Annotated in this window: 12 protein-coding genes; 10 read left to right on the top strand and 2 right to left on the bottom strand. The window is 71.1% G+C overall.

Translation table 11 applies throughout. The features are described 5' to 3' along the window. Positions 1-4 precede the first annotated feature (4 nt). From ABZ822_RS15995 to ABZ822_RS15975, 5 genes are all read left to right on the top strand, one after another. Positions 5-724 carry a YggS family pyridoxal phosphate-dependent enzyme gene (locus tag ABZ822_RS15995; RefSeq protein ID WP_360853141.1) on the top strand — a complete coding sequence of 240 codons (720 nt, stop codon included), beginning with the start codon at positions 5-7 and terminating at the stop codon, positions 722-724. 124 nt (positions 725-848) lie between these two features. Further along, complete coding sequence (sepF, locus tag ABZ822_RS15990) at positions 849-1,460, top strand: cell division protein SepF (protein WP_360853138.1); 612 nt, start codon at positions 849-851, stop codon at positions 1,458-1,460. A gap of 62 nt (positions 1,461-1,522) precedes the next feature. Next, positions 1,523-1,807, top strand: a complete 285-nt coding sequence (locus ABZ822_RS15985; RefSeq protein ID WP_360853135.1) for a YggT family protein — start codon at positions 1,523-1,525, stop codon at positions 1,805-1,807. 46 nt (positions 1,808-1,853) lie between these two features. Further along, positions 1,854-2,921, top strand: a complete 1,068-nt coding sequence (locus ABZ822_RS15980; RefSeq protein ID WP_360853132.1) for a DivIVA domain-containing protein — start codon at positions 1,854-1,856, stop codon at positions 2,919-2,921. A 100-nt stretch (positions 2,922-3,021) separates the two neighbouring features. Further along, positions 3,022-3,450, top strand: coding sequence for a hypothetical protein (locus ABZ822_RS15975; protein ID WP_360853129.1), 429 nt, complete (start codon positions 3,022-3,024; stop codon positions 3,448-3,450). A gap of 51 nt (positions 3,451-3,501) precedes the next feature. Here the strand turns inward: ABZ822_RS15975 and ileS are convergent, their stop codons facing one another. Both ileS and ABZ822_RS15965 read right to left on the bottom strand, forming a co-directional pair. Next, positions 3,502-6,642 carry an isoleucine--tRNA ligase gene (gene ileS / locus ABZ822_RS15970; RefSeq protein WP_360853125.1) on the bottom strand — a complete coding sequence of 1,047 codons (3,141 nt, stop codon included), beginning with the start codon at positions 6,640-6,642 and terminating at the stop codon, positions 3,502-3,504. Positions 6,643-7,161: 519 nt separating this feature from the next. After that, entirely contained in the window at positions 7,162-8,007 is an 846-nt protein-coding gene (locus ABZ822_RS15965; protein ID WP_360853122.1) for a hypothetical protein, read from the bottom strand. Positions 8,008-8,068: 61 nt separating this feature from the next. Between ABZ822_RS15965 and ABZ822_RS15960 the strand changes: the two genes are divergently transcribed. From ABZ822_RS15960 to ABZ822_RS15940, 5 genes are all read left to right on the top strand, one after another. Next, on the top strand, positions 8,069-8,413 hold the full coding sequence (locus ABZ822_RS15960) for a TraR/DksA C4-type zinc finger protein (RefSeq protein ID WP_360853119.1): 345 nt from the start codon (positions 8,069-8,071) through the stop codon (positions 8,411-8,413). 82 nt (positions 8,414-8,495) lie between these two features. After that, a complete protein-coding gene (locus ABZ822_RS15955; protein WP_360853116.1) occupies positions 8,496-9,068 on the top strand; it encodes a signal peptidase II in 573 nt (190 codons plus the stop codon). Positions 9,069-9,183: 115 nt separating this feature from the next. Beyond that, entirely contained in the window at positions 9,184-10,125 is a 942-nt protein-coding gene (locus tag ABZ822_RS15950; RefSeq protein WP_360853113.1) for an RluA family pseudouridine synthase, read from the top strand. Next, positions 10,122-10,670 (top strand): GNAT family N-acetyltransferase, encoded by a 549-nt coding sequence (locus ABZ822_RS15945; RefSeq protein WP_360853110.1) that lies wholly within the window; start codon positions 10,122-10,124, stop codon positions 10,668-10,670. The genes ABZ822_RS15950 and ABZ822_RS15945 overlap by 4 nt, the downstream gene beginning before the upstream one ends. 270 nt (positions 10,671-10,940) lie before the next feature. Continuing rightward, positions 10,941-12,539, top strand: coding sequence for a Na+/H+ antiporter (locus tag ABZ822_RS15940; protein ID WP_360853107.1), 1,599 nt, complete (start codon positions 10,941-10,943; stop codon positions 12,537-12,539). Positions 12,540-12,550 lie beyond the last annotated feature (11 nt).

Below are 12,550 nucleotides of genomic sequence, written 5' to 3'. Positions count from 1 at the left end.
TGGCATGACGGAGCGCAGGGCTCAACTCGCCGAGAACCTGGCGCGGGTGGAGGAACGTATCTCCTCGGCCTGCGCCGCCGCGGGCCGCAAGCGGGACGAGGTCACCCTCGTCGTGGTCACCAAGACCTACCCCGCGAGCGACGTCCGGCTGCTCGCGGAACTGGGCGTGTGCCATGTCGCGGAGAACCGTGACCAGGAGGCGGCGCCCAAGGCGGCGGAGTGCTCCGGATTCACCCTCGACTGGCACTTCGTAGGGCAACTTCAGACGAACAAGGCGCGTTCGGTGGTGAGTTACGCCGATATGGTGCAATCCGTGGACCGCACGCGACTCGCCACCGCCCTTTCCGCTGCCGCGGTCCGTGCCGGGCGCGAGGTCGGCTGTCTCGTCCAAGTCGCCCTGGACGCCGAGGAGGGAGGCGCCGGAGGCAGGGGTGGGGCCGCACCGGACGAGGTGCCGGAGATCGCCGATGCGATCGCCGCTGCCGAAGGGCTGCGCCTGGGAGGTGTGATGACCGTCGCACCCCTCACCGGCGTGTACGCGGGGCGTCAACGGGCGGCATTCGAGAGGCTGATGGAAATCTCCGCACGCCTGCGCGCGGAGCATCCTGCTGCGAACATGGTGTCGGCAGGTATGAGCTCGGACCTCGAGGACGCGGTAGCGGCGGGAGCGACACATGTGCGCGTCGGCACTGCGGTACTCGGAGTCCGACCCAGGCTCCGGTAACGTCGCCAAGCAAGTCGGACCACAGTAGAAAATATGGTCATTTCCGTCAATAGGCGGACAGGCCGAGTGGATCCAGGGCAACCGGTGACGGAGCCGATCCACCACAGAGCGGAGGACGCAGAGCATGGCCGGCGCGATGCGCAAGATGGCGGTCTACCTCGGCCTCGTGGAGGACGATGGGTACGACGGCCGGGGCTTCGACCCCGATGATGATTTCGAGCCGGAGCCGGAGCCCGAGCGGCCCCGCCGGCAACATCAGCCCCACCAGTCCGAGCGGACACAACAGGACGATTCCGTCCGCGTCGTCCATACCCCCGCCCCCCGTGAGCCTCTGGCTCTTGCCGCGGAAAGCGGACGACCTGCTCGTATCGCCCCCGTGGCGTCCATCACACCTGAACGTCAGAATCTGGAGAAGAACGCACCGGTGATCATGCCCAAGGTCGTGTCCGAGCGTGAGCCCTACCGCATCACGACTCTGCATCCCCGGACGTACAACGAAGCCCGTACCATCGGGGAACACTTCCGTGAGGGCACCCCGGTGATCATGAATCTGACGGAGATGGATGACACCGATGCGAAGCGACTTGTCGACTTTGCGGCTGGATTGGTGTTTGGTCTTCACGGCAGTATCGAGAGAGTGACGCAGAAGGTCTTCCTCTTGTCGCCTGCTAACGTCGATGTCACGGCGGAGGACAAGGCCCGTATCGCAGAGGGCGGGTTCTTCAACCAAAGCTGAGACGCAACACCGGTCACCGAGGCCGCGAGGCCCGGCACGAGTAAGGGGAGAGGCACCGCGAGATGAGAGTCGCACTCGATGTGGTCTACATCGCGCTGTACTGCTTCCTCATCGTGTTGATCTTCCGGCTGGTCATGGACTACGTCTTCCAGTTCGCCCGCTCGTGGCAACCGGGGAAGGCGATGGTGGTGGTCCTGGAAGCCACCTACACTGTCACTGATCCGCCACTCAAGCTTCTGCGGCGGTTCATACCGCCGCTGCGTCTCGGGGGCGTGGCGCTCGACCTGTCCTTCTTCGTACTGATGATCATCGTCTACATCCTGATCACCGTCGTGAGCCGGCTGTGAACGATACGGTCTGCCGATATGCCGACGACTACGTTGAGGTGAAGAGATGCCGTTGACCCCCGAGGACGTTCGGAACAAGCAGTTCACGACCGTCCGCCTCCGAGAAGGCTATGACGAGGACGAGGTCGATGCCTTCCTCGATGAGGTCGAAGCCGAACTGACCCGGCTGCTGCGGGAGAACGAGGACCTGCGCGCCAAGCTGGCCGCGGCCACTCGCGCCGCCGCGCAGAACCAGCAGCAGGGTATGCGCAAGCCTCCGGAGCAGCAGGACCGAGGCGGGGCTCCCGTGCCCGCCGCCATATCGGGCCCGCAGCCGGTGCCGCCGCAGCAGCAGATGGGTCCGCCCCAGCTGCCCGGTGGAGCGCCTCAGCTGCCTGCCGGTCCCGGTGGCCACGGTCCCCAGGGACCGCACGGTCCCGGCCCCATGGGCCAGGGCGGCCCCATGGGTGGTCCGATGGGTGGCCCCGGTGGCCCCGGCGGTCCGCACCTGCCGCAGCAGGGTCCCGGTGGCGACAGCGCCGCCCGCGTCCTCTCGCTCGCGCAGCAGACCGCGGACCAGGCGATCGCGGAGGCCCGTTCCGAGGCCAACAAGATCGTCGGCGAGGCCCGTAGCCGCGCCGAGGGCCTGGAGCGGGACGCCCGCGCCAAGGCCGACGCGCTGGAGCGGGACGCCCAGGAGAAGCACCGCGTCGCGATGGGCTCCCTGGAGTCCGCTCGCGCCACGCTGGAGCGCAAGGTCGAGGACCTGCGCGGCTTCGAGCGGGAGTACCGCACGCGCCTGAAGTCCTACCTGGAGAGCCAGCTCCGTCAGCTGGAGAACCAGGCCGACGACTCGCTGGCCCCGCCGCGGACCCCGGCGACCGCCTCCCTGCCGCCGTCCCCGTCGATGGCGGGTGCCGGTGCCGGTATGGGCGGCCACACCATGGGCGGCAACCAGTCCATGGGCGGTCACGGCCACGGCCCGGGTGGCGGTGGCCCGTCGTACGGCGGCCAGCAGCAGATGTCGCCGGCGATGACCCAGCCGATGGCGCCGGTGCGGCCGCAGGGCCCGCAGCCGATGCAGCAGGCACCGTCCCCGATGCGGGGATTCCTCATCGACGAGGACGACAACTGACGGAACACCGCGCAGTACGCGCGTAGCAGTCGGCAGATCGAGGGCCGGGCCCCGGGGCGTATCCCGGGGCCCGGCCCTTTTCTGCGCTAACGTCCCCACCATGGGCGACGGCTACCAGCAGGCGAGCGCCGAGACGCGCAGGCGATGGGGCATGCTCGCGGAGGACGTGTCGACCGAGCTGGCCGCGGCCGGGCTGCCGGTCGTCCCGGGGATGGACGCACGTGTCAGCGCGGGCGTCCGCGTGGCGATCGACCCGGGCAGCGACGCCTCCGGAGGCGTTTACGTGGAGTGGCGGATCCATCCGTGGCTGGCCTCCGCGATCACGCGGTGCACGCTTCAACACCAGGCCGAGGCACCGGTGGTGCGCTACGGGGCGCATGTTGCGGATGTGATGCGTGAGGCGATCCGCCAGATCCTCACCACGGGAGGCTTCACCGTGCACGAGAGCCCCAACGAGCTTGTCGCGCACATGCTCTACGTGGCCGCCGGTCCCCGGGGCACGCTCTCCGAGCGCCTCAGACTCGGCTGAGCCGGCACGGCGGCGCACCCACGGGTGGGCGCGCCGCCGTGCCGGTCCGTCCTACGCCTCGGTCTTGCGGAGGCGGAAGGTGAGTCCGAGGCCCGCGTCCTCGAACGGGTCGCCGTACGAGGAGTCCGCCTCGCCCGGTGCGAAGTCCGTCGCCAGCACCTCGTCGGAGATCAGCGCGGCGTGGTCGGCCAGCGCCGTACGGACATCCTCGTCCGCGGACTCCCAGCGCAGTGCGATCCGGTCGGCCACGTCGAGTCCGCTGTTCTTACGGGCCTCCTGGATCAGCCGGATCGCGTCACGGGCCAGACCCGCACGCCGCAGCTCCGGGGTGATCTCCAGGTCGAGCGCCACCGTCGCGCCCGAGTCGGAGGCCACCGACCAGCCCTCGCGCGGGGTTTCGGTGATGATGACCTCGTCCGGCGAGAGCGCGACGGCCTCGCCGTCCACCTCCACCGACGCCGTGCCCTCGCGGAGGGCCACGGACAGCGCGGCGGCGTCCGCCGCGGCCACGGCCTTGGCGACCGCTTGGACGCCCTTGCCGAAACGCCTGCCCAGCGCACGGAAGTTGGCCTTGGCCGTCGTGTCGACCAGGGAACCGCCGACCTCCGACAGCGAGGCCAGCTCACTGACGTTCAGCTCCTCGGCGATCTGGCCGCGGAGTTCGGCGCCCAGTGACTCGAAGCCGGCCGCAGCGACCAGCGCGCGGGACAGCGGCTGACGGGTCTTCACGCCCGACTCGGCACGCGTCGCCCGCCCCAGCTCCACCAGACGCCTCACCAGCGCCATCTGGCGCGAGAGTTCGGGGTCGACGAGCGCGGTGTCGGCGACCGGCCAGGACGACAGATGGACCGACTCGGGAGCGCCCGGCGTCACCGTGACGACCAGGTCCTGCCACACCCGCTCGGTGATGAACGGAACGATCGGCGCCATCAGGCGCGTCACCGTCTCGATCACCTCGTGGAGGGTGCGCAGCGCGGCCGCGTCGCCCTGCCAGAAGCGGCGACGGGAGCGGCGGACGTACCAGTTGGACAGGTCGTCGACGAAGGAGGAGAGCAACTTGCCCGCGCGCTGGGTGTCGTACGCCTCCAGCGCCTGCGTGACCTGGTCGGTCAGCGCGCCCAGTTCGCTCAGCAGCCAGCGGTCCAGCAGCGGCCGCTCGGCCGGTGCCGGGTCGGCCTCGCTCGGGGCCCAGCCGGACGTGCGGGCGTACAGGGCCTGGAAGGCGACCGTGTTCCAGTACGTCAGGAGGGTCTTGCGGACGACCTCCTGGATCGTGCCGTGGCCCACGCGGCGGGCCGCCCAGGGCGAGCCGCCGGCCGCCATGAACCAGCGGACGGCGTCGGCCCCGTGCTGGTCCATCAGCGGGATCGGCTGGAGGGTGTTGCCCAGGTGCTTGGACATCTTGCGGCCGTCCTCGGCGAGGATGTGGCCGAGGCAGACCACGTTCTCGTAGGAGGACTTGTCGAAGACGAGCGTGCCGACCGCCATCAGCGTGTAGAACCAGCCGCGGGTCTGGTCGATGGCCTCGGAGATGAACTGCGCCGGGTAGCGCTTCTCGAAGATCTCCTTGTTGCGGTACGGGTAGCCCCACTGCGCGAACGGCATCGAGCCCGAGTCGTACCAGGCGTCGATCACCTCGGGCACACGCGTCGCCGTCAGGGAACAGCCCTCGGCGGTGCAGGTGAAGGTGACCTCGTCGATGAACGGGCGGTGCGGGTCCAGGCCGGAGTGGTCGGTGCCGGTCAGCTCGGACAGTTCGGTGAGGGAGCCGACGCAGGTGAGGTGGTCCTCCTCGCAAGCCCAGATCGGCAGGGGCGTGCCCCAGTAGCGGTTGCGGGAGAGCGCCCAGTCGATGTTGTTGTTGAGCCAGTCGCCGAAGCGGCCGTGCTTGACCGCCTCCGGATACCAGTTGGTCCGCTCGTTCTCCCGGAGGAGCGCGTCCTTGATGGCGGTGGTGCGGATGTACCAGGACGGCTGCGCGTAGTAGAGCAGCGCGGTGTGGCAGCGCCAGCAGTGCGGATAGCTGTGCTCGTACGGCAGGTGCTTGAAGAGCAGTCCGCGGGTGTGCAGATCGGCGACCAGCGCCTCGTCGGCCTTCTTGAAGAACTGGCCGCCGACGAGGGTGATGCCCTCCTCGAAGGTGCCGTCGGGGCGGACCGGGTTCACCACCGGCAGGCCGTACGCGCGGCAGACCTTGAGGTCCTCCTCACCGAAGGCGGGGGACTGGTGGACCAGACCGGTGCCGTCGTCGGTGGTGACGTACTCGGCGTTGACGACGAAGTGGGCGTTCTCGATCTCGACGAGCCCGAAGGGGCGCTCGTAGGCCCAGCGCTCCATCTCCCGGCCGGTGAAGGTCTGCCCGGTGGCCTCCCAGCCTTCGCCGAGGGCCTTCTCCAGCAGCGGCTCGGCGACGACCAGCTTCTCCTGGCCGTCCGTCGCCACCACATAGGTCACGTCGGGGTGCGTGGCGACCGCGGTGTTGGAGACCAGGGTCCACGGGGTCGTCGTCCAGACCAGCAGGGCCGCCTCGCCCGCGAGCGGGCCCGAGGTCAGCGGGAAGCGGACGTAGACGGACGGGTCGACGACCGTCTCGTAGCCCTGCGCCAGCTCGTGGTCGGACAGGCCGGTGCCGCAGCGGGGGCACCAGGGGGCGACGCGGTGGTCCTGGACGAGCAGCCCCTTGCCGAAGATCTCCTTCAGCGACCACCAGACGGACTCGACGTACTCGGGGTCCATCGTGCGGTAGGCGTCGTCGAGGTCGACCCAGTAGCCCATGCGCGTGGTCAGCTCGGCGAAGGCGTCGGTGTGGCGGGTGACCGACTCGCGGCACTTTGCGTTGAAGGCGGCGATGCCGTACGCCTCGATGTCCTTCTTGCCGCTGAAGCCCAGCTCCTTCTCGACGGCCAGCTCGACCGGCAGGCCGTGGCAGTCCCAGCCGGCCTTGCGGCCGACGTGGTGGCCCTGCATGGTCCGGAAGCGAGGGAAGACGTCCTTGAAGACGCGGGCCTCGATGTGGTGGGCGCCCGGCATGCCGTTGGCGGTCGGGGGGCCCTCGTAGAAGACCCACTCGGGCCGGCCCTCGGTCTGCTCCAGGCTGCGGGAGAAGACCTTGGCCTCGCGCCAGAAGTCGAGCACGGCGTGCTCGAGCGCGGGCAGGTCGACCTGGGCGGGCACCTGGCGGTACTGCGTCATCGGATCTTCCTCCGGCGGACATCACGTCTGTAGAAAAATGCAGTCCGTCGGAGGGACGAGAGCACGGGCTCCCGCGGTACCACCCTCCTTGGCGGTGAGCACTGCTCTCACCGCCCCCTCATTGGGGCCGCGATGCCGGTTCTACTCGCCGGCGGGCCGCAGGCCACGGGGGCCGCTGCCGCAGGCTTTCTTCCGGCGACTCAGGGGTGATCTTCACGTCGCGCTCGCCCCCGGGCTCGCACCGTCCCCGGGTCGCTCATGGCTGCGTGCGGCGCTACTCGTCCCCTTCCACGCCTTTCGCTGGGCCCAGTGTACGGGGCTGCGCCCACCGCGGCCGACCGGATATCCCGTCGCCCGAATGGCCATACGGGCGACAGCGGAGTCCGGGCGGCGGATTACGGGGCGGGCAGTGGGGCACAACGGTTGCAGACCCGCCCGGATGGCGTGGCTGTGGTGGTTTGCCCCGTTTGCTGCCGCCTTAGAGTCGATTTATCGTCCCAGCACGACTCGCGTGCAAGATCACATATGTGAAGGGGCCGCGATCATGGTGGCGAAGAAGTCCGCCGTGCAGAAGTCGGCGTCGGCCGGATCGCCCGGCGCGGCGTCCAGGAAATCGTCGGCGAGGAAGAGCACCGTGACAACGACCGCGCGAGTAGCGAAGACGACGCCGGAGAAGAAGGCGCAGGCTGCGGCCGCCAAGACCGCACCCCCGAAGAAGACCGCCGCCAGGAATGCCCCGGCGAAGAAGACGGCCGCGACGACCGCGGCGAAGAAGACCACGGCCCGGAGCGCGGCTCCGGACGAGCGGTCCGGGCCGCAGACGACCGGGCCGGAGCAGGTCACCCCGACCGGGGGCACCGCGCCGGGCACCTCCGGGACGGGCAGGAGCGCGGCGAAGAGGACGGGGCGCGCGGTGAAGTCCGAGGACGGCGGGAAGAGCGCGGGGAAGCCCGCGGCGAAGAAGACGGCGGCACGGGAGCCCGCGGCGAAGAAGGCCGCCAAGAAGACGGCGAAGAAGACCGCCGCGAAGACCACCAGGGCCACCGCCAAGAAGACCACGAAGCGGACTTCGGCCGCCGGGACGGCGGAGAAGATCGCGCCGGCCGCGGAATCCGCCGACGGGAAGACCGCGACCGGGACATCGAGCACGGAGCAGCCCGCGACGCGTAGGGCCACGGCGAAGAAGTCCGCGCCGGCAGGGAAGGCCGCGCAGACCAAGAAGACGGCGCCGGCGAAGAAGGCGGCGCCCGGCGCCCGCAGGCCCGCCGCGAAGAGGACGGGAGCCGCGGCGCCCGCGAAGAAGACCACGGGCCGGTCGGCCGCCGCGTCGAAGGCTCCCGCAGCCGCGCCCGCGGCGCGCGCCACCCCGGCCGCGCCCGGTGATCTCGCCGTACGCCCCGGTGAGTCCCCCTGGACGCCGGAGGAGGTGGCCGGGGCCCGCGCCGAGCTGCGCGAGGAGGCCGAGCGCCTGCGGGACGAACTGCTCGCCTCCGAGACGGCGCTCACCGGCCTGATGCGGGATTCCGGCGACGGCGCCGGGGACGACCAGGCCGACACCGGCACCAAGAACATCACCCGCGAGCACGAGCTGGCGCTCGCCGCCAACTCCCGGGAGATGCTCGTCCAGACCGAGCGGGCCATCGAGCGCCTCGACGCCGGGACGTACGGGCTCTGCGAGTCGTGCGGCAACCCCATCGGCAAGGCCCGGATGCAGGCGTTCCCGCGCGCGACCCTGTGCGTGGAATGCAAGCAGAAGCAGGAGCGGCGCTGAGTGCCCGCACGTGTGTGCCGTACTCTCGTCCTCAGTTCGGCCGGGTATGCCCCGGCCCGTGGACACAGGCTGAGGGACTGACGTGGCAGAGGCGGAGCGGACGATCGGTACTCCAGGGTTCGAGGAGGGGGCGCCGGAGCCGGAGCAGGCCGGGGAACCCGCGCCCAAGGGCAGGCGGCGGATCGCGGTCCTCCTCGGGGTGGCCGCCTTCGCGTACGCCCTGGACCTGGTCAGCAAGATGATCGTGGTGGCCAGGCTCGAGCACCAGCCGCCGATCGAGATCGTGGGCGACCTGCTCAAGTTCGAGGCCGTTCGGAATCCCGGTGCCGCGTTCGGCATCGGTGAGGCCCTGACGATCGTCTTCACCCTCATCGCGGTCACGGTGATCGTCGTGATCGCCCGGATCGCGCGCAAGCTCTACAGCGTCCCGTGGGCCATCGCCCTCGGTCTGCTGCTCGGTGGTGCCTTCGGCAACCTCACCGACCGGATCTTCCGCTCGCCCGGCATCTTCCAGGGCGCCGTGGTCGACTTCATCGCGCCCGCGCACTTCGCGGTGTTCAATCTCGCCGACTCCGCGATCGTCTGCGGCGGGATCCTGATCGTGATCCTGTCCTTCCGCGGTCTGGACCCGGACGGCACGGTCCACAAGGACTGACGTCCCGGCGGCGTCGCACCACGGCGTCCCCGGCGCGCCCTCACCGTGGAGCCGGTGACGGGCGACGTACGAGCTGGCGTACGAGTCGCTGCCCGCAGTCCGGCATACTCGACGGGTGAGCACGCTTCCCGAGATCCGCACGCTGCCCGTACCCGACGGCCTGGAGGGCGAGCGCGTCGACGCCGCCATCGCCCGCATGTTCGGCTTCTCCAGGACCAAGGCCGCCGAGCTCGCGGCCTCGGGCAAGGTCCAGGTCGACGGCGCCACCGCGGGCAAGTCCGACCGCGTTTCCGGCGGTGCCTGGCTCGAGGTGGAGATGCCGCAGGCCGCGCCGCCCGTGCAGATCGTCGCCGAGCCCGTCGAGGGCATGGAGATCGTGCACGACGACGACGACATCGTCGTGATCATGAAGCCCGTCGGCGTCGCCGCCCACCCCAGCCCCGGCTGGAGCGGCACGACCGTGATCGGCGGGCTGGCCGCGGCCGGGTACCGGATCTCGACCTCGGGCGCCGCCGAGCGGCAGGGGATCGTCCACCGCCTCGACGTCGGCACGTCGGGCCTCATGGCCGTGGCGAAGTCCGAGCGCGCGTACACCTCGCTCAAGCAGCAGTTCCGCGAGCGTACGGTCGACAAGCGCTACCACGCGCTCGTCCAGGGCCACCCGGACCCGCTCAGTGGCACCATCGACGCCCCCATCGGGCGCCACCCCCAGCACGACTACAAGTGGGCCGTGACCGCCGAGGGCAAGCCCAGCGTCACGCACTACGACCTGATCGAGGCGTTCCGCGCCGCCAGCCTCCTCGACATCAAGCTGGAGACCGGCCGCACGCACCAGATCCGGGTCCACATGGCCGCCCACCGCCACCCGTGCGTCGGCGACCTCACCTACGGGGCCGACCCCACCCTCGCCAAGCGTTTGAAGCTCGGCCGCCAGTGGCTGCACGCGGTCCGGCTCGGCTTCGAGCACCCGTCGGACGGGAGCTGGGTGGAGTTCGAGAGCACCTACCCGGAGGACCTGCAGCGCGCGCTGGACATCGTCCGCTCCGAGAGCGCATGACGACGGGCGCGTCCTCCGTGTCCCCGTCCTTCCCGCCCGGCGCGCGTCCGCAGGAGCCCGGGCGCGGGTCCGCGTACGAGGTGCGGGTCGCCGTCGGCGACGACGACCGTGCCGCCTGCTTCGCGGTACGTCACGAGGTCTTCGTCGGCGAGCAGGGCGTGCCCGCCGCGATCGAGTCCGACGCTGACGACGCCGTGGCCGTACACGTCCTGGCCACCGGCGCCGACGGGCCGCTCGGCACCGGCCGCCTGCTCCACGGCCGCGCCGCCGCGGCCAGGAACGGCGGCGACGAGGGAGTCGGTGTGCTCGGCCGCCTCGCCGTCACGCGGGCGGCGCGCGGCCTGGGCGTCGGCGCGGCACTGGTGCGCGCCATCGAGGAGGAGGGGCGGCGGCTCGGCCTGACCGCCGTCGACCTCCACGCCCAGGTGCCGGCGATCGCCTTCTACGAACGACTGGGGTACGCGGCCTACGGCGCGGAGTTCCGCGAAGGGGGCATCGCGCACCGCTCGATGCGCAAGCCGCTCCAGCGGGGCGCACGCCCGTAACCGCAGTGGTGCGCACGTCGCCCCGGCGGCGCGTCCCGTCGACACCGCCGCATCCACGGGCCGTTCACGCCTCCGATTCCGCGGGCCGTTCACGTCCCCGAGGCCACGGGCCGTCACGACCCCGCATCCGCGGGCCGTTCACGCCTCCGAGCCCACGGGCAGTCCGCGCCCTCCGCGTCCGCGGGCTGGACGACGGGCGGGTCCTTCGCCCTCCCATGGCAGGCTTGACGCGTTGATCACCTGTTCCTGACCTGCCGGAGCGTGCCGACCGTGGACCAACTGGCCCTCCTCTTCGCCCTGCTCCTGGGAGCCCTGGTCACGGTGCCGCTCGGCGAGCGGCTCGGTGTGCCCCCGCCGGTGCTCATGACGCTCGGCGGGATCGTCATCGCCCTGCTGCCGTTCGTCCCCAACGTCCAGGTGCCGCCCGAGTTCATCCTGCCGCTCGTCCTCCCGCCCCTGCTCTACGCGTCCGTGCAGCGCACCTCCTGGCGGCAGTTCGCGGCCAACCGGCGGCCGATCTTCCTGCTGGCCGTGGCCCTGGTGTTCGTCACCACGGCCGCCGTCGCCGCCGTCGCGCACGCCGTCGTCCCCGGGCTGCCGATCGCCGCCGCGTTCGTGCTCGGCGCGCTCGTCGCACCGCCCGACCCGGTGGCCGCGACCGCGGTCGCCGGGAAGCTCGGGCTGCCGCGCCGCATGGTGTCGATCCTCGAGGGCGAGGGCCTGTTCAACGACGTCACGGCGATCGTGCTCTACCACGTGGCGCTCGGCGCGGCGGTGGGCGGCACGTTCTCCGTACCGGGGGCGGCCGGTGAGCTCGTGCTGTCCGCGGTGGTCGCGGTGGCGGTCGGCCTGGGACTCGGCTGGGCGGCGCACCGGCTGATGGGCCTGCTGGGCGAGGCCACCCTGCAGATCGGCCTGACGCTGCTCGTGCCCTTCGTCTCGTACGTCCTCGCCGAGGAGTTCGAGGGCTCGGGCGTGCTCGCGGTGCTCACCACCGCGCTGTTCCTCGCGGAGTACGCGATGGACCCGGACGACGTCGTCGGGCGGCTGGCCGGGGACACCTTCTGGAACGTCATCGACACCCTCGTCACCGGAATCGCCTTCGGCCTCATCGGCCTGGAACTCCACAACGTCTTCGGCACCGCCACGGGCCGCTGGGGCCAGATGCTCGGTGCGGCCGCCGCGGTCGTCGGGGTCGTCGTCGTGGTCCGGCTGCTGTACCTGCTGCCCGCCGCCTGGGCCGCCCGCCGCATGCACCGCCGCTCGGACGTCGAGGAGGACATCCCGCTGACCTGGCGCGAGACCGTGATCATGTGGTGGGCCGGGATGCGGGGGGTCGCCTCGGTCGCGCTGGCGCTCGCCATCCCCTTCACGGTCGACGGGGGAGGGGACTTCCCCGCTCGCGACGAGATCATCTTCATCGCGTTCGGCGTCGTGCTCACCACCCTGGTGCTGCAGGGCCTGACGCTGCCCTGGCTGGTCAACAGCCTCGACGTACGCCATGACACCGACGTCGAGCGGGAGCAGGAGCGCCGGCTCGCCCTGCGCGTCGCCAAGGCCGCCAAGCGGCGGCTGCGCGAGATCGAGGCGGTCGAGGAACTGCCCGAGGAGCTGTCCGAGCAGATGCTCCGCCGCGCCTATGACCTGGCGTCCCGTATCTCGCCGGACATCGTCGACGAGGAGCGGCGCGAGTCCCACCGCAAGCGCACCCAGCGGGTCCGGCGGGTCCAGCGCATCCAGGGCGAACTGCTGTCGGCCGCCCGCCACGAGGTGCTGGCGGCGCGCAGCGAACCGGGCGCGGACCCCGAGGTCGTGGACCGCGTGCTGCGCCAGCTCGACATGCGGAGCCTGCGCGGCGGCCCGCCGTAGGATCGGAACGG

It is taken from the genome of Streptomyces sp. NPDC047108, from assembly GCF_040643575.1.
Classification (GTDB): domain Bacteria; phylum Actinomycetota; class Actinomycetes; order Streptomycetales; family Streptomycetaceae; genus Streptomyces.
This window is presented reverse-complemented; position numbering and strand designations above follow the sequence as displayed.